Annotated in this window: 27 protein-coding genes; 16 read left to right on the forward strand and 11 right to left on the reverse strand. The window is 72.1% G+C overall.

All coding sequences use genetic code 11. From position 1 onward, the window contains the following. Positions 1-19: 19 nt before the first annotated feature. From FHX82_RS01800 to FHX82_RS01815, 4 genes are all read left to right on the forward strand, one after another. Positions 20-880, forward strand: coding sequence for a DUF5926 family protein (locus FHX82_RS01800; RefSeq protein ID WP_145934995.1), 861 nt, complete (start codon positions 20-22; stop codon positions 878-880). Beyond that, on the forward strand, positions 877-1218 hold the full coding sequence (locus FHX82_RS01805) for a DUF952 domain-containing protein (protein WP_145934994.1): 342 nt from the start codon (positions 877-879) through the stop codon (positions 1216-1218). Before FHX82_RS01800 ends, FHX82_RS01805 begins: the two co-directional genes overlap by 4 nt. 118 nt (positions 1219-1336) lie before the next feature. Continuing rightward, positions 1337-1831, forward strand: coding sequence for a SigE family RNA polymerase sigma factor (locus FHX82_RS01810; protein WP_145934993.1), 495 nt, complete (start codon positions 1337-1339; stop codon positions 1829-1831). Beyond that, complete coding sequence (locus FHX82_RS01815; RefSeq protein WP_145934992.1) at positions 1828-2655, forward strand: superantigen-like protein SSL4; 828 nt, start codon at positions 1828-1830, stop codon at positions 2653-2655. The genes FHX82_RS01810 and FHX82_RS01815 overlap by 4 nt, the downstream gene beginning before the upstream one ends. A gap of 1 nt (position 2656) precedes the next feature. Here FHX82_RS01815 and FHX82_RS01820 read toward each other — a convergent pair whose 3' ends face one another. From FHX82_RS01820 to FHX82_RS01830, 3 genes are all read right to left on the reverse strand, one after another. Further along, entirely contained in the window at positions 2657-3208 is a 552-nt protein-coding gene (locus FHX82_RS01820; RefSeq protein ID WP_145934991.1) for a ferritin, read from the reverse strand. Positions 3209-3301: 93 nt separating this feature from the next. Continuing rightward, positions 3302-4489: an arginine deiminase gene (locus FHX82_RS01825; protein ID WP_183176571.1), complete on the reverse strand. Its 1188-nt coding sequence runs from the start codon at positions 4487-4489 to the stop codon at positions 3302-3304. Positions 4490-4514: 25 nt separating this feature from the next. Next, positions 4515-5330 carry a CPBP family intramembrane glutamic endopeptidase gene (locus tag FHX82_RS01830; RefSeq protein WP_145934989.1) on the reverse strand — a complete coding sequence of 272 codons (816 nt, stop codon included), beginning with the start codon at positions 5328-5330 and terminating at the stop codon, positions 4515-4517. Between FHX82_RS01830 and FHX82_RS01835 the strand changes: the two genes are divergently transcribed. Further along, complete coding sequence (locus FHX82_RS01835) at positions 5329-5799, forward strand: PPOX class F420-dependent oxidoreductase (protein WP_145934988.1); 471 nt, start codon at positions 5329-5331, stop codon at positions 5797-5799. The two genes, FHX82_RS01830 and FHX82_RS01835, sit on opposite strands and share 2 nt — an antisense overlap. On the opposite strand, the gene FHX82_RS01840 is transcribed toward FHX82_RS01835, so the two are convergent. Further along, positions 5787-6563: a DUF2470 domain-containing protein gene (locus FHX82_RS01840; RefSeq protein ID WP_145934987.1), complete on the reverse strand. Its 777-nt coding sequence runs from the start codon at positions 6561-6563 to the stop codon at positions 5787-5789. The genes FHX82_RS01835 and FHX82_RS01840 overlap by 13 nt on opposite strands. A 172-nt stretch (positions 6564-6735) precedes the next feature. Between FHX82_RS01840 and FHX82_RS01845 the strand changes: the two genes are divergently transcribed. Then, on the forward strand, positions 6736-7590 hold the full coding sequence (locus FHX82_RS01845) for a hypothetical protein (RefSeq protein ID WP_268247148.1): 855 nt from the start codon (positions 6736-6738) through the stop codon (positions 7588-7590). Further along, positions 7587-8216: an IclR family transcriptional regulator gene (locus FHX82_RS01850; RefSeq protein WP_145934986.1), complete on the forward strand. Its 630-nt coding sequence runs from the start codon at positions 7587-7589 to the stop codon at positions 8214-8216. Before FHX82_RS01845 ends, FHX82_RS01850 begins: the two co-directional genes overlap by 4 nt. 3 nt (positions 8217-8219) lie before the next feature. Here the strand turns inward: FHX82_RS01850 and FHX82_RS01855 are convergent, their stop codons facing one another. Beyond that, positions 8220-8822 carry a TMEM165/GDT1 family protein gene (locus FHX82_RS01855; RefSeq protein WP_145934985.1) on the reverse strand — a complete coding sequence of 201 codons (603 nt, stop codon included), beginning with the start codon at positions 8820-8822 and terminating at the stop codon, positions 8220-8222. A gap of 98 nt (positions 8823-8920) precedes the next feature. Continuing rightward, complete coding sequence (locus FHX82_RS01860) at positions 8921-9736, reverse strand: NmrA family NAD(P)-binding protein (RefSeq protein ID WP_145934984.1); 816 nt, start codon at positions 9734-9736, stop codon at positions 8921-8923. 145 nt (positions 9737-9881) lie between these two features. On the opposite strand from FHX82_RS01860, the gene FHX82_RS01865 reads away from it, so the two are divergent. The 4 genes from FHX82_RS01865 to FHX82_RS01880 all read left to right on the forward strand — a co-directional run bounded on the left by FHX82_RS01865 (position 9882) and on the right by FHX82_RS01880 (position 16765). Further along, positions 9882-11360 carry a cytochrome ubiquinol oxidase subunit I gene (locus tag FHX82_RS01865; protein WP_145934983.1) on the forward strand — a complete coding sequence of 493 codons (1479 nt, stop codon included), beginning with the start codon at positions 9882-9884 and terminating at the stop codon, positions 11358-11360. A gap of 61 nt (positions 11361-11421) precedes the next feature. Next, a complete protein-coding gene (gene cydB / locus FHX82_RS01870) occupies positions 11422-12429 on the forward strand; it encodes a cytochrome d ubiquinol oxidase subunit II (RefSeq protein ID WP_145934982.1) in 1008 nt (335 codons plus the stop codon). Further along, the gene (cydD, locus tag FHX82_RS01875; protein WP_145934981.1) at positions 12426-15602 is read left to right on the forward strand and encodes a thiol reductant ABC exporter subunit CydD; all 3177 of its coding nucleotides are present in this window, start codon (positions 12426-12428) and stop codon (positions 15600-15602) included. Before cydB ends, cydD begins: the two co-directional genes overlap by 4 nt. A gap of 8 nt (positions 15603-15610) precedes the next feature. Beyond that, positions 15611-16765, forward strand: coding sequence for a GAF domain-containing sensor histidine kinase (locus FHX82_RS01880; protein ID WP_145934980.1), 1155 nt, complete (start codon positions 15611-15613; stop codon positions 16763-16765). On the opposite strand, the gene FHX82_RS01885 is transcribed toward FHX82_RS01880, so the two are convergent. Then, the gene (locus FHX82_RS01885; protein ID WP_145934979.1) at positions 16687-17502 is read right to left on the reverse strand and encodes an NAD(P)-dependent oxidoreductase; all 816 of its coding nucleotides are present in this window, start codon (positions 17500-17502) and stop codon (positions 16687-16689) included. The two genes, FHX82_RS01880 and FHX82_RS01885, sit on opposite strands and share 79 nt — an antisense overlap. A gap of 98 nt (positions 17503-17600) precedes the next feature. Between FHX82_RS01885 and FHX82_RS01890 the strand changes: the two genes are divergently transcribed. Continuing rightward, complete coding sequence (locus FHX82_RS01890; RefSeq protein ID WP_145934978.1) at positions 17601-18254, forward strand: GntR family transcriptional regulator; 654 nt, start codon at positions 17601-17603, stop codon at positions 18252-18254. Here FHX82_RS01890 and FHX82_RS01895 read toward each other — a convergent pair. After that, positions 18251-18739 (reverse strand): MarR family winged helix-turn-helix transcriptional regulator, encoded by a 489-nt coding sequence (locus FHX82_RS01895; RefSeq protein ID WP_229880785.1) that lies wholly within the window; start codon positions 18737-18739, stop codon positions 18251-18253. The two genes, FHX82_RS01890 and FHX82_RS01895, sit on opposite strands and share 4 nt — an antisense overlap. Before the next feature lie 52 nt (positions 18740-18791). Here FHX82_RS01895 and FHX82_RS01900 point away from each other — a divergent pair, with 52 nt between their 5' ends. Next, the gene (locus FHX82_RS01900; RefSeq protein WP_145934977.1) at positions 18792-19847 is read left to right on the forward strand and encodes an FUSC family protein; all 1056 of its coding nucleotides are present in this window, start codon (positions 18792-18794) and stop codon (positions 19845-19847) included. On the opposite strand, the gene FHX82_RS01905 is transcribed toward FHX82_RS01900, so the two are convergent. Genes FHX82_RS01905 through FHX82_RS36725 form a run of 3 tightly spaced genes read right to left on the reverse strand, consistent with a single transcriptional unit; the run spans position 19848 to position 22230 of the window. Beyond that, entirely contained in the window at positions 19848-20474 is a 627-nt protein-coding gene (locus tag FHX82_RS01905) for a response regulator (protein WP_145934976.1), read from the reverse strand. It lies immediately after the preceding gene. A gap of 9 nt (positions 20475-20483) precedes the next feature. Next, a complete protein-coding gene (locus FHX82_RS01910; protein ID WP_145934975.1) occupies positions 20484-21869 on the reverse strand; it encodes a carboxylesterase/lipase family protein in 1386 nt (461 codons plus the stop codon). A gap of 46 nt (positions 21870-21915) precedes the next feature. Next, positions 21916-22230 carry a nucleotide pyrophosphohydrolase gene (locus tag FHX82_RS36725; RefSeq protein ID WP_145934974.1) on the reverse strand — a complete coding sequence of 105 codons (315 nt, stop codon included), beginning with the start codon at positions 22228-22230 and terminating at the stop codon, positions 21916-21918. Positions 22231-22306: 76 nt separating this feature from the next. Here FHX82_RS36725 and FHX82_RS01920 point away from each other — a divergent pair, with 76 nt between their 5' ends. From FHX82_RS01920 to FHX82_RS01930, 3 genes are all read left to right on the forward strand, one after another. Beyond that, entirely contained in the window at positions 22307-22627 is a 321-nt protein-coding gene (locus tag FHX82_RS01920) for a DUF3024 domain-containing protein (protein ID WP_145934973.1), read from the forward strand. An 84-nt stretch (positions 22628-22711) separates the two neighbouring features. Continuing rightward, positions 22712-23773, forward strand: coding sequence for a hypothetical protein (locus FHX82_RS01925; protein WP_145934972.1), 1062 nt, complete (start codon positions 22712-22714; stop codon positions 23771-23773). Further along, on the forward strand, positions 23770-24897 hold the full coding sequence (locus FHX82_RS01930) for a hypothetical protein (protein ID WP_145934971.1): 1128 nt from the start codon (positions 23770-23772) through the stop codon (positions 24895-24897). The genes FHX82_RS01925 and FHX82_RS01930 overlap by 4 nt, the downstream gene beginning before the upstream one ends. Positions 24898-24904 lie beyond the last annotated feature (7 nt).

A 24904-nucleotide genomic window follows, 5' to 3' on the forward strand; every position in this document is an offset into this window, starting at 1 on the left:
AGCTGTCTAGGAGGACACGATGGGCAAGGCCTCGCGGAAGAAGAACAAGGCCCCGAAGGTGCGCGACGTCTTCGTGGCGCAGCCGTTCGAGGGGCTGGCCGCCGAACCCGAGCTGATCGCCCTGCGCGAGTTCGTGCCGTCCGCCACCGCGAAGCTGACGCTGCGCGACAGCGACCGGGAGATCACCCTCGCCACCGTGCTGCCCGGCGCCGCCGCCGCGTTCGTCCGTACCGACGAACGGGTGTTCGTCGGGCTGCAGGTGCAGACCCGCTCCTCGGACCTGAGCCGCGACCTGGGCCGGTCGGTCAAGTGGGCGCTGGAGGCCAAGCCCGGCGACGTGCTGAACGTCCCGGACACCACGTCCGCTCCCGCCGACGGGGAGCGTCTGCAGGACCTGCTGGTCGCCGACGCCGAGCTGGACGTCACGCTGCACGAGAACTTCGACTGGTGGCTCCCCGAGGACGCCGCCGCCGAGGGCGAGGTCAAGCTCTCCCTCGACCGCGCGAACGAGGCGATCATGCCGACCGAGCGGCTCGGCAAGGGCTCGTACTGGGTGCTCGCCGGGGAGAAGGCGCACCTGCGCTGGGTCCGCCCGGAGCCGGAGAACAAGCTGCTGCAAGCGCTTGCGCGGCTGTCCGCGGCCGGTGAGCTGAACCTCGGCGAGGGCTCCCGCTACGCCGGCTCCTTCCGCGCCCACGGCCTGCTGGTCCCGGTGTGGGACCTCGACCCGGAGGCACACGCCCGCGAGTGGGCCGAGCCCGCGGAGCAGCTCGGCGCCCGGCTGGAGAAGGCGCTGGCCTCGCTGGACTCCGAGCCGCTGGACGCCACCGAGCGCCGCGCCCGCGACGGGCTGATCGGACGCCAGCTCACCCTGCGGTGATCCTGCACATCTGCGCCGAGGCGGACTGGACGGGCGGCGAGTACCGCCCGTCCTCCCTCGACACGGCCGGGTTCGTGCACTGCTCCGACCCCGGCACCACCCACCTGCCCGCGAACGCGCTCTACGCCGGGCGGACCGATCTCGTGCTGCTGGAGATCGACCCGGCCCGCCTCGGCGTGCCCGTGCGCTGGGAGGAGGGCGATCCTCCGCACCCGGCGGGCATCTGGTTCCCGCACGTCTACGGCCCGATCCGGCCCGAGGCCGTCGTCGCCGTGCACCCGTTTCCGCCCGGCCCCGACGGCCTTTTCCGGCTTCCGGACGCGGTCGCCAACCGATGAGCCCCACCGCGCGTCCTGTTCGGCGGAGGAACGAGCTGAGGGGGCTGTCGTGGAAGGCGCTACGGTGGCGACGATCGTCCCGGCCGGCGGAGTGCGGCCGGTGGGGAGGGAGTCGCCGATGGCCGGTGAGCTCACGGACTTCGAGGAGTTCGTGCGCGCGAACCTGCCAGGGCTGCTCCGCTACGGGCACGCCCTGACCGGCAACCCCCACGACGCCGCCGACCTCGTGCAGACCGTGCTGGAGAAGATCGGTTCGCGGTGGACGCACGTCCAGCGCAAGACCGGGGACCCGCTCGCGTACATCCGCCGGTCGATGGCGAACGCGCACATCAGCCGCTGGCGCCGCACCCGCAGGGAGAACCTGGTGGCGGACGTGCCGGACGGCCGCGTGGTGTCCCCGGCGGACCCGTTCGAGCACGAACCGCTGTGGCAGGCCCTACGCGAGTTGCCGCCGAGGCAACGCGCCGTCATCGTGCTGCGTTACTACGACGGGCTGTCCGAGCTGGAGATCGCGCAGGCGCTCGGGATCAGCCAGGGCACGGTGAAGAGCCAGGCCAGCAAGGCGATCACGAGCCTGCGCGGCAAGATCACCGGAGGGAGGGAAGTGGGTTGACCGACCAGGACGAGCTGGAAGTGCAGCTGCACCGCCTGTTCGGCGACGAGCGGCTGGACGTGCGGGCGCGGAAGGACGCGCCCGAGGCGATCCTCGCCGGTGCCCGCCGCGTCCGGCGCCGCCGCCGGGCGCTGACCGCCACCGGCGGGACGCTCACCGCGCTGGTGCTGGTCGCGGGCGGCCTGGTGCTGGGCGACCTGCGGTCCACCCGGACGGACACCGCCGCGCCGGTGCCGAGCACGATGCTCAGCGCCTCGACCACCGCGCTGCCGCCCAGCTCGATACCCCTCGCGCCCCAGCCCGGCAGCTCCTCGCCGGACGTGGCCTCCGGCAGCGCCTCCGGGTACACCTCCCCGGAGACCTCCCAGCACGTGGCGCCGCCGTCGCGCGCGCAGGACAGCACTCCGCCGTCGACGCCGAGCGCCAAGACATTCGCCGGCCCCGTGCTCGGACCGGTGGGCTACGGCAAGCTCGTGCTGGGCATGCCCTACGCCGCGGCCGTGCGCACCGGCCAGCTCGCCGCCACCGCCGCCCCGCAGAGCGGCTGCACCCAGTACCCGCTCGCCGAGGGCTCCGCGAACATCCGCACCGTGACCATCTCGGACACCCAGGGGATCGTGAGCTTCGAGGCGAGCGGCGCGCGGACCCCGGAGCGGGTCGGCATCGGCTCGTCGAAGGACGACCTGGAAGCGGCCTACCCGTCGCTGGCCGAGAGCGCGACGGGGTACACGGCCGCGGCCGGTTCCGGAGCCACCTACGTGTTCTCCGTCGACGACCGCAACCGCGTGACCGGCCTGCGCCTGGTCGGCCCCGCGAGCTGCTGAACTACAGCGCCCCGCCGGCCACCGGCGGCATTTCGGCGTCCGGGGCATCGCCGCCGAGGGCCTCGCGGACCAGGTACGTCTCCACGTCGAACAGGTTGCCGTTGCTGCGGCGCACGACGTTGAGCAGCGTGCTCATCGTCGAGACCTCCTCGACCTGCTCCTTGAGGAACCACTGCAGGAACTGCTCGCCCTGGTAGTCGTCCTCCTCGCGGGCGGCCTTCATCAGCGTCCGGAAGTCGGCGGCGACCTCCTTCTCCTGCTCCAGCGCGAGCTCGACCAGTTCGGCCGCGTCGGTGAAGTCGTTGCGGATCTCACCGGTCCGGGGGATTTCGACGTGGTGCTCGGTGTCCATCAGGTACTGCGTGATGGCGAGCGCGTGGTTGCGCTCCTCCAGCGCCTGCCGGTAGAAGAACTTCGCCAGCTGGGGCAGGTCGGAGTTGTCGAACCACACCGCCAGCGCGACGTATTGCTGGGACGCGGTGAACTCGTTCTGGATCTGCTGTTGCAGCAGCTCGTAGAACTTTGAACGGGGTTCCTTCTTCAAGATGGCCATGAATCGAGAATAGGGTAGGAAAATGGGGGCCGCAGATGAAGGAGAACCTATTTTCGATAAGCCTTCCCTCAATTCGGAAAGGTTAGGCTCCCCTCATTCCAGTGCGTCGCGCACGATCGGGCACGACATGCAGCGCGGCCCGCCGCGGCCCGATCCCAGCTCGGAACCGGCGATCGGCAGCACCTCGATGCCCGCCTCCTCCAGCCGCGCGTTCGTCTCCACGTTGCGCTCGTACCCGACCACCACGCCGGGGGCGAGGGCGAGCGTGTTGTTGCCGTCGTCCCACTGCTCGCGCTCGGCCGTCACGGGGTCGAGGCCGGTGTCGATGACCCGCAGCTTCTCGATGCCCATCGCCTCCGCGGCGGCGTGCAGGAACGGCTCGGGACCGCTCACCGACAGCGAGCCGTCGCCGTCCGGGCGCATGGTGAAGGCGACGAGGGAGTCACGCGCCAGCGGGTACATCACCACGGCGTCGCGGTCCACCATCGTGCACACCGTGTCCAGGTGCATCGTCGCCCGCTCCTGCTGGATGGGCACAGCGAGCACGGTGTGCGCGAGATCGTCGGCGAACAGCGAGCGGGCGAGCGACTCCGCGCCGGCCGCGGTGGTGCGCTCGCCGACGCCGACGGCCAGCACGCCGGGCGCCAGCAGCATCACGTCGCCGCCCTCGACCGGCGCCGAATGCGCCCCGTACGCGCGGCCGGCGTGGCAGAACCGCGGGTGGTAGGCGTAGATCAGGTCGAGCAGCATCGTCTCGCGGCGGCGGGCCGGCATGGCGAGCGACGAGATCGCCACGCGGTCGGCGATCCACACCGACGAGTCGCGGGTGAACAGCAGGTTCGGCAGCGGGTCGACCGCGAAGTCGTGCGGGTGGTGCATCTTGCGCACCAGCGACGCGCCCTCCGCCGCGGGTAGCTCCTCGTACGTCAGACCGCTCGTGAGCACCTCGGCCAGCGCGGCCGCGTCCACACCGGACAGGTGCGAGCGCAGCGAGTCGGCGAGGCTCTGGCCAAGGCGCAGCTCGTCCACGGCGGCGCGGACGCCCGCGGCGTGGGCCCGGTCGTCCTCCAGCGCCTCCTTCAGCACGTCGACCAGGAGCAGCACCTCGACCCCGCGGCCGGTCAGCACCCCGGCGAACGCGTCGTGCTCCTGCTGGGCGCGGTCCACCCACGGGATGGAGTCGAACAGCAGCTGGTCGTTGTTGCGCGGGGTGAGCCTCTTGAGCTCGTTGCCCGGCCGGTGCAGCAGGACGGCACGCAGTGGTCCGACCTCGCTGTCCACCCTCGGTTGAGTCATGCCCCGCAGATTACGGCAGGAACGACACGTGGCCCTTCAACAGCGAGTAGCCCACGAACGACACGACGTCGAGCAGCGTGTGCGCGACGATGAGCGGCCACAGGCGGTTGGTCCGCTGCCACACGCGGCCGAACACCAGTCCCATCACCAGGTTGCCGACGAACCCGCCGAAGCCCTGGTAGAGGTGGTACGAACCGCGCAGGACGGCCGCCGCGAGCACCGAGTTGTTCTCGCGGAACCCGAGCTGCCGCAACCGGGTCAGCAGGTAGCCGATCACCAGCATCTCCTCGGCGAAGGCGTTGCCGAACGCCGAGAGCACGAGCACCACGGGCCGCCACCACGTGTCGTTCAGCGTGGAGGGAGCGACGGCGAGGTTGAAGCCGAGCTTCCAGCCCACGAAGTACAGCGCGAGGCCGGGGATGCCGATCAGCGCGGCGAGACCCGCCCCCCACAGCGCGTCGTGGCCACGCCAGCCGAGGCCGACCGACCTCAGCCGCACCCCGGCACGCACGAGCAGGTAACCGCCCAGCGCACCCCAGCCGACGAGCTGCGCGACGCTCAGCAGCTGCGCCAGCAGGTCGAGCAGGCTCAGCACTTCCTGCGGCTTGTTGAGCACGACCTGCTGCTGGCTCAGCGGAATCGGCTGCAGCAGCGAGTCCAGGAGCGACACCAGGCTGCGCGCGCCCGACAGGCCGAGGGTGATGCCGAAGACGATCAACAGTTCGACCTTGACGCGCGTGCGCTCGGCCGCGTCGTCCACGATCGCGGGGCGGTCCGGGCGCTCCGGGCGCAGCCAGTCGCGGGCGACGCTACCTTGGGTGTTCATGGCACCGAAAATAGCGACGGCGGACCGCGTCGGGCGTGAAGAGCTCCTCCAGTTCCTGCGTCCGCGCCACCGCGCGATCCTGATGACCAGCCGCGCCGACGGCACTCCCCAGCTCTCGCCGGTCACCGCGGGCATCGACACCGAAGGCCGTTTCGTGGTCTCGACCTACCCGAAGCGCGCCAAGGCGGTCAACGTCCGGCGCAACCCGGCCGTGTCGGCCTGCGTGCTGTCCGACGAGTGGAACGGCGCGTGGGTGCAGTTCGACGGGCAGGCGGAGGTGATCGACATGCCGGACGCCGTGGAGCCGCTGGTCGAGTACTTCCGCTGCATCTCCGGCGAGCACCCGGACTGGGACGAGTACCGCGAAGCGATGCGCAAGCAGGGCAAGTCGCTGATCCGGGTGACGATCGACCGCTGGGGTCCCATCGCCACCGGGGGGTTCCCGGCCGAGGTCGCTCAGTCGCTCTGACGCTGCTTCGCCAGGAACGGGCAGCCGATCAGCCGGCGCAGCTCGCCGGACAGCTGGGCCGGGTCGGCGACGGGGCGGGAGAACGCGAGCCGGACGTCGTGGTCGTCGGTCTCGGTCTCGACCCGCAGCCGCAGGCCGAACCGGTCCAGCCCGAGCGGCCGGATGCGGCCGCCGCGCAGCTCCTCGGGCACGTGCCGGGCGAGCTGCCCGACCACGTCCGCGTGCTCGGTCTCCAGGTGCCGCAGCCAGTTCGCCTCGTAGTCGGTGAACGGGTCGGCCGCGGCGGCGCTGAACATGTGCGGGCGCAGCGAATGCGTGCCCTCGGCGTCGGCGAGCACCAGTGACGCCGGAGTGAGCCGCAGCAGGCGCAGGCCGTGGCCGAGGTCGAGCAGCCGCGGGTCGGGCCGCTGCTCGGCGATGGCCAGCGCGCGGGCCCTGGCCGCGGCCTCGCCGAGCGGGCGCAGCCAGCCGGTGATCCACAGCAGCCCGCGTACCGGCTCCCGCAGCTCGACGGGCGCCTCGTCGGCCAGTTCGAGCATCACGGCGACCTCGGCGTCGCAGGCGCGCACGACCAGCGGGTCCCCGTCGGGCAGCAGGATGCTGACGCTGCCGCTGGAGTGGACGTGGTGCAGGACGGGCACCACGCGTTCGCCGCCTTTCCCACCCGTGGGCACGAGCGTGGCGGGGCAGTCACGGGTCGCGAGCGTCTTGGCGCGCTCGGCGGGCGCCGGCGCCGGGGGACGCCGGGTGGAAGTCTGGGTCACGGGCCACCTCCTGGTTAGGTGAGCCTAACCTGTGTAGCGGGAAAGCGGAAGTGATCTCCTTGGCCCATCCGGCGTAGTGGCGCGGGCTCGTGCGGACCCGGGCGATGTCCGCCCTGCGGACCCGTTTGTCCGGCTGTCGTACGCTACTAGCGTGTCCCTTGTGTCAAGCGCTGTGGAACTCACGCCCCCCGGCCCCCGCGGAATTCCCCCGCTGTTCGCGCGGCTCGTAGACGACTCGGCGCTGTTCCCCCCGGGGACCGCGACCATGCCCGAGGCGCTGCGGGCGCACTTCGAGGCGCGCGCGGGCGACCGCTCGGCGATGCTCGGCGTCTTCCTCTGCCAGGCGTCGCGCCTGCCGGAGCTGATCACCGAGCTGATCAAGGTGAAGCCGAAGCAGCCGCTGCCGCTGTCGCTGATCATCGACACCGGGCTCGGCGGGGTGCCCAAGGCGATCTCGATCGTCGAGTCCCGCAGCGAGCTGCTGTCCCTGCGCATGGTCGAGATGCCCGCACCGTCCGATGTGGACGAAGTGTGGCTGGAGCGGGTGTCGGAGTTCGTGCCGGAGGACGTGATCCGCGTGGTCGAGCCGCGCCGGGGCGTGGGCTGGCTCGACGGGGTGCGCAAGGTGATCGAGCACGGCAGCTGGCCGAAGATCCGCTGCGGCGGCGTGTCCAGCGAGAACTTCCCCAGCGTGGACGAGGTGGCCGACTTCCTGGCCGTGCTGAGCGGGTCGCCCGGCGCGTCGTTCAAGGCGACCAACAGCCTGCACCGCGCGGTGCGCCACGAGGACCCGGAGACGGGCATCGCCCACCACGGCTTCCTCAACCTGCTCGTCGCCGTCGCGCGGAGCCTGTCCGGCGGGGACGTGCGCGCGGCGCTGTCGGCCACCGACGGGCAGCAGCTGGCCGAAGAGGCGCGCGCGTTGTCCGAGCCGGCGGCCAAGGCGGTGCGGGCGCTGTTCGCGTCCTACGCGTCGGCCACCTTCGCCGAGCCGATCGCGGACCTCGAGGCGCTCGGGCTGCTGTGACGGCCGAGGGGTCGCTGACGCTGGACCGCGGCCTCGCCCTGCTGCAGGCGGTGGCGGACGCGGGCGGTGAGGCGGCCACGATCTCGGAGCTGGCGACGAGGATCGGGGCGAGCCGGGCCGCGGTGTACCGGCTGCTGGTGCCGCTGGGCGAGCGCGGGCTGGTGCGCCGCGACGGCAACAAGGTGCGCCTCGGCGTGGCCGTGCTGCGGCTGGCCGGGCAGGTGGTGCCACAGCTGCGGGAGGTGGCCCGGCCGGTGCTGCGGGCGCTCGCGGAGCGCACGGGCGCGACAGCGCACCTGTCGATCGCCGAGGGCGACCAGGTCGAGGCCGTCGCCGTGGTGGAGCCGTCCTGGACGAACGTGCACGTGGCCTACCGCGTCGGCACGCGGCACCCGGCGGGCACGGGTGCGGCGGGCAAGGCGCTGGCGCTGCGTCAGAGCGGCCGCGGCTGGGCCGTGTCGACGGGGGAGATCCAGCGCGGGGTCACCGGGCTGGCCGCGCCGGTGCGGGGCGTGCCCGGGCTGCGGGCGAGCGTCGGCGTCCTGGCGCTGGGCCGGATTCCGGCGGAGACCACGGGCCCCGAGGTGGTCGCGGCGGCTACCGAGCTGGCCGCGGAGCTGAAGTAACGGTCACCACGGGATCGCCTGCCACACGGCGACCGCGGCGAGCGCGGCGAAGACGAACCCGGCGATGCGCTGGATCAGCTGCGGCCGGATCCGGCTGCGGATCTTCCGGCCCAGGAACACGGCGAGCCCGGCCACCCCGACGAGCGCGGCGAAGGCACCGACGGCCACCGCGACGGGCTGCCCGTAGCGCGCCGTGAGCCCGGCCGTGGCCAGCTGCGACGCGTCCCCCCACTCGGCGGCGAACAGCACCCCGAACGACGTCATCGCCGACCGCAGGAACGTCGTCGCCCGCGGGCCCGAACGGGCCGCGTCCTCCGCACCGTCAGGCTTCGAGGAGAAGCCCTCGCGGAGCAACATGAACGCGCCGAGCCCGAAGAGTACGGCCACCACACCGGCCACCAGGTTCCCCGGCAGCAGGGTCAGCACGTGCCCGAACAACACCGCGATGACGCATTGCACGGCGAATGCCGCGGACACCCCGGCGAACACCGGCCATGCCCGGAAGCGCGTGGTCAGGACGAGCGTCGCCACCAGCGTTTTGTCGGGTAGCTCCACGGCCAGGACCAGGGCGAACGTGCTGACGAGCGCCAGCAGCGCGGTACTCATGTCGGAATCGCACCCCTTTCACTGCAACGATAAAGGGGAGCGACCGGAAAAGGCCAGCAGATCGATCTCGCGAATTGTCCGGGAAGTACTCGCCAAACTCAGTTTTCGGCGCGCCGAAACAATTTCTGAGTGGCGCCTGTCCGCGTCAGCCAGGTCTCGAACGTCATCAGCTCCGGGTGCAGTTTCCGCAGCTCCGAGAAGTCCGCGGACGGTTCGGGCATCGAGTTCATCAGCTCGTACCCGCGCGCGAAGCGGGGGTTCACCTTGCGCAGCTCCTCGATCGGCAGGTGCACGTACGGCACCTCGCGTCCGGTGGCGGCGCTCACGGCCGCCGCGATCTCGGGTGGGGTGAGCGCGTCCCCGGCGAGGTCGAGCGTGCGGCCGCGCAGGAGGTCCGGTTCGGCGAACGCGAGGGCCGCGAAGGCGGCGATGTCGTCGACGGCGATGAGCTGCTGGCGGGTGCCGGGGTTGAGCGCGGTGCGCAGTTCGCCGCCGAACAGGCCGAACCGCGGGTCGAGGTAGTTCTCCATGAAGGAGGACGGGCGCAGCACCGTCGCGGAGACGCCGAGGTCCGCGATGAGCTGTTCGACCGCGTGCTTCGCGGGTTGCGAACGGTCCGCGCCGAGCGCCGAGCTGTAGACCAGGTGCGCGTCCCCGGCGGCTTTGACCACCGGTTCCAGGTCGGCGAACTCGTCGAGCTCGGGTGCGAGCGGTCCTGGGTGCACCGCGAACACGGCCTCGACGCCGCTGAACGAGGGCGCCGTCACCATCTCGACGCCCTGGGCCGCGAGGGCCTGTGCCCTGGCGCCCGACGGGTCCCGCGTCACCCCGCGCACCTGCCAACCGTCCGCGAGCAGGCGTCTCGCGACCGCGCCGCCCTGCTTTCCCGTCACACCGAGGACCACCACGCGCATGTCCACTCCTTCTAAGCGGGTTGCTAGTTCCGCTTAAGACGATACGGAACGAGCGCCCCGCTTGTCCACGGCAGGACCTAGGTCCCGCCAAGATCAGGACTCCGGGACCTGATGAAGGAGGAGTCCCGCGAGCAGGCTGGACAGCGTGGACGTACTCCAACTGGCGAGGTGGCAGTTCGGGATCACGACCGTCTACCACTTCCTCATGGTTCCGCTGACGATCGGCCTGTCCGTGCTCGTCGCGGGAATGCAGACCGCCTGGGTCCGGACCGGGCACGAGCGGTACTACAAGATGACCAAGTTCTGGGGGAAGCTCCTGCTGGTCAACTTCGCGATGGGCGTGGTGACCGGCCTCGTGCAGGAGTTCCAGTTCGGGATGAACTGGAACGCGTACTCGCGCTTCGTCGGCGACGTGTTCGGCGCGCCGCTCGCGATGGAGGGGCTCGTCGCGTTCTTCGTCGAGTCGACCTTCCTCGGGCTGTGGATCTTCGGCTGGGACCGGCTGCCCAAGCGCGTCCACCTGGCCTGCGCGTGGGCGTTCTCGCTGGCCACGGTGGCATCGGCCTACTTCATCCTCGCGGCGAACTCGTGGATGCAGCACCCGGTCGGCGTCGACTTCGTCAACGGCAGGCCGACCATGAACTCCATCTGGGCGGTGCTGACGAACAACACCGCGCTCGCCGCGATCCCGCACACCATCGCCGGGGCGTTCTCGGTGGCCGCAGCGTTCCTCGTCGGCGTCGCCGCCTGGCACCTGTGGCGCAAGCGGAACGGCGACGACGAGCACCGGAATGTCTGGCGGACCTCGCTGCGGCTCGGCGGCTGGGTCGGCGTGGTGGCGTTCGCCGCGCTGGCGATCACCGGGGACACGCAGGGCAAGCTGATGTTCGAGCAGCAGCCGATGAAGATGGCCTCGGCCGAGGCGCTGTGCCACACCGAGCAGCCGGCGAGCTTCTCGATCATCGCGGTCGGCGACGTCTCGAAGCAGAACTGCGAGGACGTCAAGACGTTCAACGTGCCCGCGCTGCTGTCGTTCCTCGCGCACAGCGACTTCAAGACCGAGGTCAAGGGCGTGGAGGACCTGGTGTCGCAGTACCAGGCGAAGTACGGGACGAACTACCCGGACGACCCGGCGCTGGGCGAGCTGGCCGGCAAGCCGATCGACTACACGCCGAACCTGCCGGTCACGTACTGGGGTTTCCGGATCATGATCGGCTTCGGGGCGATCTCCGCGGGCATCGGCGTGCTGGCGCTCTGGCTGACGCGGAAAGGCCGCGTCCCGGACTCGAAGTGGTTCCCGCGCCTGGCGCTGCTGGGCATCGCGACCCCGTTCATCGGCAACAGCGCGGGTTGGGTGTTCACCGAGATGGGCCGCCAGCCGTTCGTCGTGGTGCCGAACCCGTCGGGGGTGGACGGGGTGTGGATGTTCACCGCACAGGCCGTGTCGCACCTGTCCGCAGGCGAGGTGTGGACCTCGCTCGTCGCGCTGACGTCGCTGTACGCGGTGCTCGGCGTGGTGGAGGTGTTCCTGATGCGCAAGTACGTCCGCGGCGGGGTCGAAGGCGTGCTGCCACCTCCCCGGCAGGACGAGTCGAAGACGGACTCGCTGTCCTTCGCCTACTGACCTGTGGACAACTAGGGATATCTGTGCACAAGCCTGTGGATAGAAGTGAGGAGGACGCGCGATGAGCCTGGCGACCCTGTGGTTCTGCATCATCGTGCTCTTCTGGCTGGGCTACCTGTTCCTCGAAGGCTTCGACTTCGGCGTGGGCATGCTCCTGCCGGTGCTGGGCCGGAACGACACCGAGCGGCGGGTCCTGATCAACACGATCGGCCCGGTGTGGGACGGCAACGAGGTGTGGCTGATCGTCGCCGCGGGCGCGACGTTCGCCGCGTTCCCCGGCTGGTACGCCTCGCTGTTCTCCGGCGCGTACCTGCCGCTGCTGCTCGTGCTGCTCGCGCTCATCGGGCGCGGGGTCGCGTTCGAGTACCGCGGCAAGGTGGACTCGCCGCGCTGGCGGCGCAACTGGGACCGCGTGATCGTGCTGGGTTCGTGGATCCCGCCGCTCGGCGTGGGACTGCTGCTCACCACCAGCGTGCTCGGCCTGCCGCTCGACGCGTACGGCAACCGGATCGGCTCGGCGTTCGCGGCCGTGCGGTGGGACACGCTGCTGGGGGCGCTGGCCGTGGTCGGGTTCTCGCTGGTGCACGGCGCCGCGTTCCTGGCGCTGAAGACCAGCGGCGACGTGCGGGAGCGCGCCCGCCTGCTGGCGGTGCGGATGCTGCCGGTCGCGCTGGTGCCGTTGCTCGTGCTGCTGCTGGTCGTGCAGTTCCGCGAAGGCGCGTTGTGGACGCTGGTGCCGCTGGCGGTGGCTGTCGGCGGGGCGGTCACGGCGTGGCAGAAGCTCGCCGCCGACCGCGACGGCCAGGCGTTCGCCGCGCTGGGTGTGACGATCGCGGCCGCCGTGGTCACGATGTTCGGGGCGCTGTACCCGGACGTGCTGCCGTCCACAATGGATGCAGCGAACTCCCTGACCGTGCACAACTCGTCGTCGAGCCCGTACACACTGAAGGTCATGACGTGGGTCGGCGCGTTCGGCGCCCCCGCGGTGCTCGTCTACCAGGGCTGGACGTACTGGGTGTTCCGCAAGCGCGTGAGCACCGCGCACATCCCGCCGGTCCACACACCATGAGGTTTCCCGGTCGCACCACCCTTCCCGCCGAAGTGTCCACAACGGACACAGTGCGTCTGGGAAAGGGGCCGCTCGGCGCGCTGCCCGCCCTCTCCGGGGCGGCGCGCCGGGCGCTCGCCCTCGCCGCTGTCCTCAGCCTGCTCAACGCCGCCGCGCTGGTGGCGCAGGCCTTCCTGCTCGCGTCGGTCGTCGCCGGGCGCGAGGTCACGAACCTCGCCGTGCTGCTGGGCGTGGTCGTCGCCCGGGGGTTGATCGCGTGGGCACTGCGCGTCGTCGCCGCGCGAGCCGCCGCCGGAGCGAAGGAGGAGCTCCGCGCGAAGGTCGTGGACCACGTGCTGCGCCTCGGCCCGGAGGACATCGCCGGCCGCGGTCCCGCCGAGCTGACCGCGCTGGTCACGCGGGGTCTCGACGCGCTCGACGCCTACTTCACCGACTACCTGCCCGCGTTGGTCACCGCCGCCGTGGTGCCGCTCGGCGCGGGTGCCGCGATCCTGTTCGCCGACTGGCCTTCCGCGGTGATCATCGCGCTGACCGTGCCGTTGCTGCCGGTGTTCGCGATCCTGGTCGGCAAGTACACCGCCGCCCGCGCGGCCGCCGCGACCGACGCGCTGCACCGGCTGTCCGGGCAGCTGCTGGAACTGGTGCGGGCACTGCCCGTGCTGGCCGCGTTCCGCCGGGCGGAGGCGCAGGCGGAGACCGTCCGCGTGGTGTCCGAGCGGCACCGCCGCGCGACGTTGAAGACCCTGCGGGTCGCGTTCTCGTCGGCCTTCGTGCTGGAGCTCGCGGCGACGCTGTCCGTGGCGCTGGTGGCGGTGCTCATCGGGGTTCGGCTGGTGAACGGCGACCTGCCGCTCGCGATCGGGCTGGGCGTGCTGATCCTCGCGCCGGAGTGCTACCAGCCGCTGCGCCAGGTGGGCGCGGCCTTCCACGCGAGCGAGGACGGTGTCGAGGCCGTGCGCCGCGTGGCGGAGGTCCTCACGCAGCCGACCCTGCCCGACGGCACCGTGGTGCCGGCGCCCGGCGTGGTCCGCGTCGAGGGCCTGAAGGTCGCGCGCCGCAACGGTTTCGCCCCCGACGGCGAGTCGTTCACCGTCCGCCCTGGCGAGATCGCGTGGCTGCGGTCGGCGAGCGGTGTCGGCAAGTCCACGACGCTCGCCGTGCTGCTGGGCTTCGTCCGGCCCGCGGCCGGCAAAGTCACCATTTCGGATGTCGATCTTTCGGACGTCCAGATGTCAACATTCAGAACACAGGTCGCTTGGGTGCCGCAGTTGCCGGTGTTCACCACCGAAACCGTGGGTGAGGAGCTGGCCGGGGCGTCGCCCGAGCTGCTGGCCGAGCTGAACCTGGCGGGTTTCGAGTCGGCGCGGCTGGACCAGCTGTCCCTCGGCCAGCGGCAGCGGGTCGCCGTCGCGCGGGCGCTCGCGCGGGACGCGTGGCTGCTGCTGTTCGACGAGCCCACCGCGCACCTCGACGCCGCCAACGCCGCACGGGTCATGTCGGCCATCGAGACCGCGCGCAGCCGGGGCGCCGCGGTCGTCATCGCCGCGCATGACCGGCCGGAGGCGGTGGTTGTCGCCGGAACCAGTGGAGTCGTGCCCACCGAACAGCCGACGACTCCGGGCGGCGGGAACGTGCGAGGGCTGGTCGGAAAGCGCTTTCTCGCCGGTGCGGCGCTCGGCGCACTGGCACTGCTCGCGGGCCTCGCGCTGACCGCGACGTCCGGCTGGCTCATCGCCAAGGCCGCGGAACAGCCGCCGATCCTCACGCTCACGGTTGCCGTCGTGGCGGTGCGCGCGTTCGGCCTCGGCCGCGCGGGCCTGCGCTACGCCGAGCGCCTCACGACGCACGATGCCGCGTTCCGCATCGCCGGGCGGCTGCGCGTCGACCTGTGGCGCGCGCTCGTCCGGCTCGGCCCCGCGCACAGCCTCCGGCACGGCGAGAACCAGCGCCGGCTGGTCGCCGACGTCGACACGGTCCGTGACCTGCTGCCGCGCGTGCTCACGCCGCCGGTCGTCGCCGGTCTCGTGCTGGCGTGCGCGGTCGCCGTGCAGACCGTCGTGCTGCCGTCTGCCGGGCTGGTGCTGGCGGTCGCGGTGCTGCTGGGCGCGTTCGGCGCTCCGCTGCTCGCGTTGCACCTGGCCCGCCGCGCCTCCGCGGCCCTCGCCGACGGCCGTCGCGCGGTGGCCGCCAAGGTGCTCGCCCTGTTCGAGAGCGCGGCCGAACTGCTCGCGTTCGGCAAGGCTCGCGCCCGCCGCGACGACCTCGCCGCGGCCGATGCCGAACTGGTCCGCCAGGCGCGGCGGCAGGCCCTCGGCGCCGGTGCCGCGGACGGGCTGATCGTGCTGCTCACGGGGATCGCCGCGGTCGTGAGCACCGCACTCGCCGTCGGGCGGATGGACCCCGCGCTGGTGCCGGTCGTCGCGCTGGTGCCGCTCGCGCTCGGCGAGGTCCTCGCACTCCTGCCGCCGGTCGCGCAGCACTGGGACACGCTGCGGGACGCGCGGGCCCGGCTGGCTCTGGACATCCCGGCCGCGGAAGAACCCGAGCACGGCGACCACGTCGTCATCCGGGACGCGGACTTCGCCTGGCCCGGCGGCGCTCCCGTGCTGCGGGGTGTCGACCTGGAAATCCCGACCGGCACGCGGGTTGCCGTCGTCGGCGAGTCCGGCGCGGGGAAGTCGACGTTGCTCGCCGCGTTGCTGGGCTTCCTGCGGCCGGTGCGCGGCAGCGCGGTGGTGCCCGCCGAGGTCGCGTGGGCGCCGCAGGACCCGCAGCTGGTCTCGACCACCGTCGCGGAGAACCTGCGCCTCGCCGATCCGCACGCCGACGACGAGCGACTGTCCGACGCCCTGCAGGCGGTGTGCCTGTCCGAACTGGACCCCGGCACCGTGCTCGGCAGCGCGGGCAGCGGGCTGTCCGGCGGCCAGGCGCAACGGCTCGCGCTCGCCCGCGCGCTCGTGGCGCCCGCCGGTCTGGTGCTGCTCGACGAACCCACCGCGCACCTCGACGAGGCGACCGCTCGGGAGGTCCGGGCGAACCTCCGCGACGCCCTCGCCGGCCGCACCGTCGTGCAGGTCACGCACCACCCCGAGGAGGCCGCCGATGCCGATCTGGTGCTCGAAGTGCGGGACGGCCGCGTGACGGCGGGGGTGCCGGAAGGCGTCTACTCTTGACCTCGCTCATGGAACCGACCCTTGCCGCCCACGCGCTCACCGCGGCCACCGACATCACCACCGCGGCCCTGTCCGGCGACGAGCCCGACGAGGTGCTGCCCTCCGTCGTGCAGAAGGCCGCGGAGCTGGCCAGGGCCGACCTCGGGCTCGTGATGGTGCGCGCGGACGACGGCAGCGTGGTGGTCGAGGCGGCGTACGGCTCGCACCCCAAGGACCTGCGCGGCCTGCTGCTGCCCGCCGACTCGGTGGCGGGCAAGGTCGCCCGCGGCGGCGAGACGGTGGTGACCGACGACTTCACCGTCGACCCCCGCACGGCGCCGCACGTGCCCGGTGACCTGCGCCGGTACGGGCCGTTCGCGGCAGCGCCCTTCGGGGCCGGCGGCCGCGTGCTCGGCTCGCTCGTCGTCTACCGGACGAGGGGCAGCGAAGGCTTCTCGCCCGGCACGGTCGAGGTGCTGACGGCGTTCGCGGCGCAGGTCGGCGTGGTGCTGGCTCTCGCGGAGGGCGCCAACGCGCGGCATCGCGTGACGCTGTACCAGGAGCGAGAGCGGATCGCGCGCGAGCTGCACGACGTGATCGTCCAGCGGTTGTACGCGGCCGGGATGCAGCTCGACCGCGTGCGGCGGCGGATGCGCAAGCGGTTCGCGGGCACCGACGCGGCCCGGCTCGGCGAGGCGATCGACCAGCTCGACCAGACCATCGAGGAGATCCGCGCGACGGTGCACAGCCTGCGCTCGCCCGCGCCGGAGCCGGAGCAGGCGCCGCGGACCGACCTCGCCGAGTCCGCGCGTGACGAGGTCCGCATCGCCGAGGAGCTGCTCGGCTACCCGCCGACGCTGGAGCTGTCCGGCGAGTTCGCCGACATCCCCGCCGAGCGGGCCGACCACATCCGCGCCGCGCTGCGCGAGGCACTGTCCAATGTGGTCCGCCACTCGGGGGCGAGCGAGACGCGCGTGAGCCTGCAGCGGGAGGCGAACGAGGTCCGGCTTCGCGTGCGGGACAACGGCGCCGGTGTGCCGCAGGGAGTCGCGACACGCGGCCTGCGGCACCTCGCCGAGCGAGCGGAGAGCGCGGGCGGGAAGTTCTATCTCAACTCCTCGCCCAGCCTCGGCACGCTGGTGGCGTTCGACCTGCCGCTGGAACCGGACAGGCGCGCGAGCTGATCGCGGGACGCCGCCGCCACGTTCGCGGGCACGCCCAGCTCGCCGAGCATCTCGGCCGCGGCGGCCATCTCCTCGGTGCGGCGCTTGGCGTGCTTGTACGAACCGGTCACCAGCCGGTCCACTGTGGACGCATTCGCGTTCGTCAGCTCCTCGACGATCACGCCGCGCAGCCAGTCCTCGACACCCGCCGCGCGCGCCGCTTCGAGCGCTTCGACGACCGCGGCCGACATGCCCTTGAAGAACACGCTGCGCAGGAGCTTCCGCTCCGCCGCCAGCCCCGCTTCGCCGTCCATCACCTCGACCGACGCGCCCAGCGACGTGAGGATCTCCGCCGTGCGCTTCGCGGCGGGACCGCTGGCGAGCAGTGGCACCTTCAGCCCGCGGCCCGGCACGGGCGCCATGATCGCGATGTCCGTGAACGGCACGTCGCCCGCGACCTGCGCCAGCTGCCGCTTGAGCCCGGGGGAGCCGGTGTTCAGGTCGGCCCAGATGCCGGTGGTCCTGGGCAGCCCGGCGCGCAGCGCGTCCACCGCGACCGAGGCGCTGTTCACGCTGAGCACGAGGTCGGCGCCGTCGGCCGCCTCGGCCTCGGAACCCGTGTCGATGATCCCGTCGGTCGCCGGCACCGCGGGGTCGTACCCTCGCACGACGGCACCCGCGGCGAGGAGGTCTCGCGCCAGCGCGCCGCCCGCCTCGCCGAGTCCGAGGACGGCGATCGTCACTGGCGTACCGGGCATAACGGACTCCTTGAGCTTCGGGAAACAGGCACTACGATCGATTGAACGAGACCCGCGACAAAATTGTCAACAATCGCGGCCAGAGGAGTGGGGAAGCAGTGACGGAAACCCTGGGCGACCAGCCGGTGGTGGTCGCGATCCGCGACGCCATCGTGCGCGGTGACTTCGTCCCCAACCAGCGGCTGGTCGAGGCCGATCTGTCCGCCCAGTTCTCCGCGAGCCGCGCGAACGTACGGGCCGCGCTGATCGAGCTGGCGAACGAAGGGCTCGTCGAGCGGGTCCAGAACCGCGGCGCCCGCGTGCGGGCCGTGTCGATCGAGGAGGCCGTGGAGATCTCCGAGGTCCGGATGATGCTCGAAGCGCTGTGTGCGGCCAAGGCGGCGGAGCGGATCAACGACGAGGAGATCGCGGAGCTGGAGCAGCTGGGCGAGACCATGCGCCAGGCCGTCGCGGGCGGTGACGTGGTCGGTTACTCGGGGCTCAACCAGCGGCTGCACCGGCGGGTCCGCGAGATCAGCGGGCAGCGCACGGCGGGGCAGGTGCTGGAGCGGCTGCGCGGGCAGAGCGTGCGTCACCAGTTCCGGCTCGCGATGCGGCCCGGGCGCCCGTCGGTCTCGCTGCCCGAGCACCTGGCGATCATCGAGGGCATCTGCGCGCACGACCCCGAGCGTGCCCAGGCCGCGATGCGGGCGCATCTCGAAAGCGTGATCAAGGCCCTGCGTGAGGCCGACGGCGATCCCCTGCGGGGCTAGACGCTCAACCCCTCCACGGTCTGCAGCACCGTCCCCAGCAGGCCGGCCAGTTCGGCTCTGTCCACTTCGGACAGGTTCGCCAGCGCGCTGCGCTCGGCTTCGAGCTGGCGGGGCAGCAGGTCGTCGATCAACGCGGTGCCCTTGTCGGTGAGCCGGACCTGCACCACGCGACGGTCGCGTTCGCTCGCCGTGCGCGTCACCAGGTCCATGCGCGCCAGCCGGTCGAGGCGTTTCGTGATGGCCGCGCCCGACGACAGCATCTCCCGGCTGATCTGGCCCGGGTTCAGCACGCCGTTGCGCCGCAAGGCACACAGCACGTCGAACTCGGCCCTGGTCAGCTCGTGCCCGGCCAGCAGGTCGTCGGTGTCCCGGCGGATCAGCGACGCGAGCCGCAGCACGCGCCCGATCACGGCCATGCCCGAGGTGTCCAGGTCGGGCCGCACCTCCCCCCACTGGCGCTGGGCTCTATCGATGAGATCGCTCACCGGACTGCTCCTTCGCGCAGAAAGCTTCGGTAGTATTTTACTCGTGAAATATATGGATCGTTCCGACCTGCGCCGCGCGCTCGCCCTTCGGGGCTGGTGGCGGTTGCGCCCGGTGACGGGACCTGCCGGCACATCGGCGTTGCGAGCCATGACCGGGGCGAACATAGTCCTCGCCGCTGTCGTGCTCACAGGGCACACCGCTCTGGCTCCGGCGGCCGCGTTCGGCGGAATGACGGCGGTCCACGGACGCTTCGAGCCGTACGCGGTGCGTAGCCGGCTGCTCGCGGCCGTCGGCGCGGGGCTCGTGCTGTGCGTCGCGCTCGGCAGCGCCGCCGCCGCGGCCGGGTGGGGGCCGGTGCCCGTGACGGTGCTCGTCGCGGTCGTCGCGGCGCTCGCGAAGCTGCTCACCGACGCCGTCAGCGCGGGCCCGCCGGGCGGGCTGATCTTCGTGTTCGCCGTCGCCACCACCGCCGTCCTGCCGGTGTCCTGGGCGCAGGCCGGCGCGCAGATCGGGATCGCGGCCCTCGCGGCGGTCGTCGCGTGGTGCGTCGGGATGGTCGGCTGGTTGTTCTTCCGCGAGCCGGCGGACAAGCAGATCTCCTGGCGCGAAGGCCTCCGCTCGGCCGTGCGGCTGCCTTCGCACGAGCTGCCGCGCGCCACGAAGGTCGGGGCGGGCGTGCTGGCGGCCGGGCTGCTCGCGCACTTCCTGGACCTGGGCCACCCGTACTGGACGATGATCGCGGCCGCGGCGGTGCTGCAGTCCACGCACCTCAACCACACGCTGCACCGCACGGTCCAGCGGATGCTCGGCACGCTCGCCGGCGTCGTGCTCGGCGGCCTGCTGCTCGCCGCGCACCTGCCCACGCCCGCGAAGCTCGCGTGCATCGTGATCGCCCTGCTGTGCGGAGAGCTGACGGTGATCCGCAACTACGCGCTGGCCATGCTGTTCATCACGCCGCTGACACTGCTGCTCAGCTCACTGCTGACCCCGCCGGACGTGCTCGGCCTGGCGTCGGACCGGCTGCTCGACACCGTTCTCGGCGCGCTGGTCGGCCTGGTCGCGGCGGTGGTCCGGCCAGGCCGCGGCTACCACCTCGCCACCGCGTAGCTACTTGCCGCGCCGCGCGACCCACGCCGCGGCCTGCGTCCGCCGCTGCATGCCGAGCTTCGCGAGCACCGACGTGACGTAGTTCTTCACGGTCTTCTCCGCGAGGAACAGCCGTTCGGCGATCTCCCGGTTGGACAGTCCGTCGCCGATCAGTTCGAGCACGCTGCGTTCCCGCTCGGTGAGCTGGTCCAGCTCGTCCTCCCGCGGGTGGCGCAGCTTGTCGAGCACGCGCGCGGTGGTTAGGGGGTCGAGCAGCGACCGGCCGGCGGCGACCTCGCGCACGGCGTTCACCACGTCCTGTCCGCGCACCTGTTTGAGCAGGTAACCCGCGGCGCCGGCCATGATCGCGCCGACCATGGCCTCCTCGTCGTCGAACGCGGTGAGCACGAGGCACTGCGGCGGGTTCGGCTTCGACCGCAGCTCCCGGCACAACGCGACGCCGTCGCCGTCCCCGAGCCGCACGTCGACCACGGCCACGTCCGGCTCGACGTGCATCGCGACGGCCAGTGCCTCGTCGGCGCTGCCCGCCTCGGCGACCACCTCGATGTCCGGCTCGTCGCCCAGCAGCTCCTTCAGTCCGCGGCGGACGACCTCGTGGTCGTCGACGAGCAGCACCTCGATGGCCATATCCCCAGGTTAGCGGGCCCAGATCCGCCGTGACGCGCCTTCGGGATCGGACTTCACGGAGATCTGCGTGTCCCAGATCCGGGCGAGCCGCTCGCCGGGCTCGTACTCGGGCCAGCCGGGGTCACCGGTGGTCGCGAAGGATGTCCAGGCCTTGCGGATCTCCTCGGAGATCGTCCGTGCCTCGGGCGGGATCGGGTCGCCGAGGACCATCGCACCGAGCTGGCCGTCGAAGTTGCCGAAGGTCAGCGGCAGGTCGAGGGCGTGGCAGCAGCGCAGCATCCCGCCGAACGCGGGACTCGGCCAGGTCAGCTCGTACAGGTAGCTGCGGCCGGGGTGGTTCTGTGCGCACCACGTCGTGGGCATGCGGAAGATCACGTCGGACATCATCAGCACGTACAGGTCCGGGTCGGCGAGGTCCGGGTACGCCGTGCGGTAGGCGTCGACCGGCACGCCGAACGCGGCCGCGGTGACCGCCGGGTCCTTGGTGCTCAGGTCCTCGTTCACGGAGAACAGCCGGTACTCGTCGCGGTTGAACCCGGCGACCAGGTCGACCTCGCCACGCAGGTTCTCCCACGGCACGCCGGTGAGCAGGTCGCCGTCGAGGACCGGGCCGAAGGGCGTGATCGTGCCGGGCAGCGTCTGCACGCCGTGGATCGCCTCGGACGGAAGCTCGCCGAACGCGTCGGCGGTGAGGTCCGTGCCCAGCGCCGCGGCGATGCGCTCGGAGGTGGCGCGGGCGGTGTCGACGGACTGGAAGCCACCCGCGATGCTCTGCCCGATCGCCCGGCGGAACAGCCCGCGCCCGGCGTCGGCGGAGGTCAGCGCGGCGACGGCGGTGGCGCCGGCGGACTCGCCGAAGATCGTGACGTTGCCGGGGTCGCCGCCGAAGCCGCGGATGTTGTCCTGCACCCAGCGCAGGGCCGCGAGCTGGTCGAGGAACGCGCGGTTGCCGGGCGAGCCGGGCAGCCAGCCGAACCCCTCGAACCCGACGCGGTAGTTCAGCGTCACGACGACCACCCCGCCGCGGGCGAGGTTCTCGCCGTGGTACTCGGGCTGGCGCGAGGTGCCGATGAGGAACGCCCCGCCGTAGATCCACACCATCACGGGCAGCCCGCTCGCCCCCGGATCGGGCGTCCACACGTTGACCGTCAGCGACTCGGTGTCGTCCCCCGGCGTCCAGGACGAGGGCACCCCGGGCAGCAGCGTGCCCTGCGGGGTGTCCGCACTGAACCGGAACGCGTCCCGCGTACCGTCCCAGGACTCGGGCGGCTGCGGCGCCAGGAACCGCCGGACCCCGTCGAGGGGAGCCGCGTAGGGAATGCCCTTGAACGCACTGACGCCATCGGCCGTCCGGCCCCGCACTGCCCCGTGCGCTGTCTGCACCACTGGATCCACGTCCCCTGGATACCAGAATCCCGTTCGGTGCGGGCCGGCCCACTGGTCACCCCGCCGGAAACCGCTGCTCGTTGCGGTCGATCTTCGCCGCCGCGGCGGTCAGCAGGTCGACGCCCAGGACGTCGGCCAGGCGGAGCAGGTAGAGGGTCACGTCGGCGAGCTCGTCGTGCACCTCGGCGGACAGCGCCGGGTCCTCCAGCGCCCGCGCGGACTCCTCCGGGGTGAGCCACTGGAACAGCGCCGTCAGCTCGCCGACCTCCCCCGACAGCGCCATGACCAGGTTCTTCGGCGTGTGGAACTGTTCCCAGTCGCGGGCGGCGGCGAAGTCGCGCAGGCGCTGGACGAGGTCGTCGAGGGTCACGGGCACCGAGTATGGCCTGTGTGAGGTGCGTGTACTCCATCCGTGCCTGCGCCACGGATGCGGTATCACTGTGTGTATGTCGCCGATCCCGGAGCTCCAACAACGGCAGATCGATCGTTGGTGTGAACGGCGCGTACCGGCGGACAACCGGATCGTGTCCCGCTGGCGCGGGCGCATGGTGACGCTGGTCGAGAAGCGCCCCGAGTGGTCCGAGCAGGCCGAACGGCCCTTCGCTCAGCTCCGCTACGGCGTGGACGGGATGTGGACCCTCTACTACTGGTCGGACGAGATGGGCCGGTGGCGGAAGTACCCGGACAGCGTCCGCGAGAACTCGCCCGTACCGTTGCTCGCCGACATCGACCGAAGTACCTACGGCGAGTACTTCTTCACCGGTTGAGCTGACGGAGCGTGGCCGTGACCTGCGAGAAGTCAACGCTCGTGGGTGACGGTGACACTCCTTCGGGTCCGGCAGGATAGGCCCGTGCATCCGGCCCCCGACCTCCGCGCGTACCTGCGCACGCTCGACGCGGAGACGCTGGCCGAGCTGCTGCACGCCGAGGCCGAGCGGAACCCCGAACTGCGGCGGGAGCTGGAGCGGCGCGCCGCCGCCGCGGCCAAGGCCGGGCCCGCGCTCGACATGCTGCAGCGCCTCCTCGACGCCGGCACCCAGGCCGACCTCACCCCGCTCGCCCGCCGCACCCTCGACCGCCTGGAGCACGCGACCACCGCCGAGCGCCGCCGCGCGATCGCCCTCTACGCGCGGGCCTGCGCCACCCACCCGCCCGACGCGGTGCTGCTCGTCGACTGGATCCTCGGCGTCGCGTTCCACCGCCCGGACTGGCCGGAGCCCCGCATCGCCGACTTCGCCGGTGCCCTCGGCGAGCGCGGCCTCGACCGGCTGAAGTCCACAGTGGACAGGGTGCTCGCCGAGCGGGCCGGCCCACGCCGGAACGTCGCCCGCCGCCTCGCCGAACAGCTCGCCGAGGTGACCGGCGACGTCGACACCCTGCTCACCCTCCTCGCCGAGGAAGCGCCGACGCCGGAGGTCGACCTCCGCATCGTCCGCGTGCTGCGCGCCGCCGGGCGGCACGGCGAGGCGGTCGCGCACGCGGCCCGGACCCTCGTGCACCGCGACCGCCCGCAGGGCGGGCTGCTCGCCCTGCGCCGCGCCGAGTTCCGCAGAAACCCTGACACCGCAACGTATTCCGCCCTGCGCCAGGCCGCGGGCGAGCGCTGGCCGGAGGAACGCGCCGCCGCGCTGGCCGCGCTCGAACCGGCGGACGCCATTCCCCTGTACCGGCTGTACGTCGAGGAACTGATCGCGCAGAAGGACGTTTCCCGCTACCAGGAAGCGGTGCGGGTGCTGAAGGAACTGCGTGGGTTGCACCGCCGCACCGAGACGCCGGACGAGTTCACGCACTACCTCGCCGACCTGCTGGAGCGGCACCGGCGCAAGACCCGCCTCGTCGTGGAGATCCGGAACGCGCGGTTCGCGATGCCGAAGGCGGGAACGCACCGCAAGGCTGACACCATGAGCGCATGAGTCCGGTCAGCCGCGGTCGCAGGACCAAACCCCAGAAGAAGAAGCCCGCCCTGGACGCCGGGCTGCGGGCCGGGTTCGACGAAGCGCTGGAGGCGTTCGCCGAGGTCGCGGCCTCCGACGACGTGCTGGACGTGGAACTGCTGACCGCCGAGGTCGTCGGGAGCTTCTGGCTCGTCGGCGAGCCGGAGGCGGCCACCCGCGAGGTCGGCTTCCCGCTGGTCGGTTACGCCGCGTCGCGCCAGAGTGCCGCCGGTTTCGCGTTGCTGTGCGCGCTGCAAGCGCTTTCTCCCGGCGCCGAACTGCGGGAACGCGCCCGCGCCGCCGCGGCCCGGCTCGCCGCGCTGGGCATGAAGGAGCCGAGCTGGGCCGGGGCGTTGTCCGAGGTGACGGTCGTGGAGTGCCACCAGCAGACCGACGTCTACGGCGACCAGTCGTTCCTGCTGTTCCGCTGCGAGCGCGGCGGCCGGGAGCACGCGCTGGTGGTCGAGACCGACCGCTACGCCGGGGTGCTGGAGGCGTACCTGACCACCCAGCACGAGGAGATCCTGGCCGAACTGGACGAAAGCAGCCACGAGCTGCTGGTCACGGGTCCCGTTCCGCTCGCCCGCGCGCGCCGGGTCCTGGAGGACGCGATGGCGGTCAACGACGGCGTCGCCGCGCAGCTGCCCGAGCCCGCCGAGGACGACCCGCTGACCGACGCCCGCGTTCCCGTGCTCGCCCGGTTGCGGGCGATGCCCGAGGCCGAGCCGCCCGCGCCGGCGCGGCAGGACGACGGCGCCGTCGAGGAGTTCCTGGCCACGGCCCAGGACGTCGACGCCGAGTTCGTGCACCTGCTCGCGGAGTTCGGCGAGGACGTCGACGAGCGTGAGCCGCTGCACGTGAGCCCCGGCAAGTTCGAGTTCTTCTTCGACGAGCTGCTGCACACGCGTGACCTCGACGACAAGGCCGTCGAGTCGCTGCGCGACACGCTGCTCGCGTGGGCGGGCTGGCAGGGGCCGCGCCAGGGCCTGTCGGCCGCGGCCGTCGAGCACCTGCTCGCCGACGTCGAGGACATGTTCGACGACTTCTTCGAGCACGAGCGGGAAGCCGAGGCGGCCGAGGTTCCCCCTGCCCTGCGTGGGTAGGCCAGGA

This window comes from Amycolatopsis bartoniae, from assembly GCF_014191255.1.
GTDB lineage: Bacteria > Actinomycetota > Actinomycetes > Mycobacteriales > Pseudonocardiaceae > Amycolatopsis_E > Amycolatopsis_E bartoniae.

Coding starts and splice junctions, on each gene's coding strand:
- FHX82_RS01800 (WP_145934995.1), top strand. CDS start 20: ATGGGCAAGGCCTCGCGGAAGAAGAACAAGGCCCCGAAGGTGCGCGAC.
- FHX82_RS01810 (WP_145934993.1), top strand. CDS start 1,337: ATGGCCGGTGAGCTCACGGACTTCGAGGAGTTCGTGCGCGCGAACCTG.
- FHX82_RS01820 (WP_145934991.1), bottom strand. CDS start 3,208: ATGGCCATCTTGAAGAAGGAACCCCGTTCAAAGTTCTACGAGCTGCTG.
- FHX82_RS01835 (WP_145934988.1), top strand. CDS start 5,329: ATGGCACCGAAAATAGCGACGGCGGACCGCGTCGGGCGTGAAGAGCTC.
- FHX82_RS01830 (WP_145934989.1), bottom strand. CDS start 5,330: ATGAACACCCAAGGTAGCGTCGCCCGCGACTGGCTGCGCCCGGAGCGC.
- FHX82_RS01855 (WP_145934985.1), bottom strand. CDS start 8,822: ATGAGTACCGCGCTGCTGGCGCTCGTCAGCACGTTCGCCCTGGTCCTG.
- FHX82_RS01860 (WP_145934984.1), bottom strand. CDS start 9,736: ATGCGCGTGGTGGTCCTCGGTGTGACGGGAAAGCAGGGCGGCGCGGTC.
- cydB (WP_145934982.1), top strand. CDS start 11,422: ATGAGCCTGGCGACCCTGTGGTTCTGCATCATCGTGCTCTTCTGGCTG.
- cydD (WP_145934981.1), top strand. CDS start 12,426: ATGAGGTTTCCCGGTCGCACCACCCTTCCCGCCGAAGTGTCCACAACG.
- FHX82_RS01880 (WP_145934980.1), top strand. CDS start 15,611: ATGGAACCGACCCTTGCCGCCCACGCGCTCACCGCGGCCACCGACATC.
- FHX82_RS01885 (WP_145934979.1), bottom strand. CDS start 17,502: ATGCCCGGTACGCCAGTGACGATCGCCGTCCTCGGACTCGGCGAGGCG.
- FHX82_RS01900 (WP_145934977.1), top strand. CDS start 18,792: ATGGATCGTTCCGACCTGCGCCGCGCGCTCGCCCTTCGGGGCTGGTGG.
- FHX82_RS01905 (WP_145934976.1), bottom strand. CDS start 20,474: ATGGCCATCGAGGTGCTGCTCGTCGACGACCACGAGGTCGTCCGCCGC.
- FHX82_RS01920 (WP_145934973.1), top strand. CDS start 22,307: ATGTCGCCGATCCCGGAGCTCCAACAACGGCAGATCGATCGTTGGTGT.
- FHX82_RS01930 (WP_145934971.1), top strand. CDS start 23,770: ATGAGTCCGGTCAGCCGCGGTCGCAGGACCAAACCCCAGAAGAAGAAG.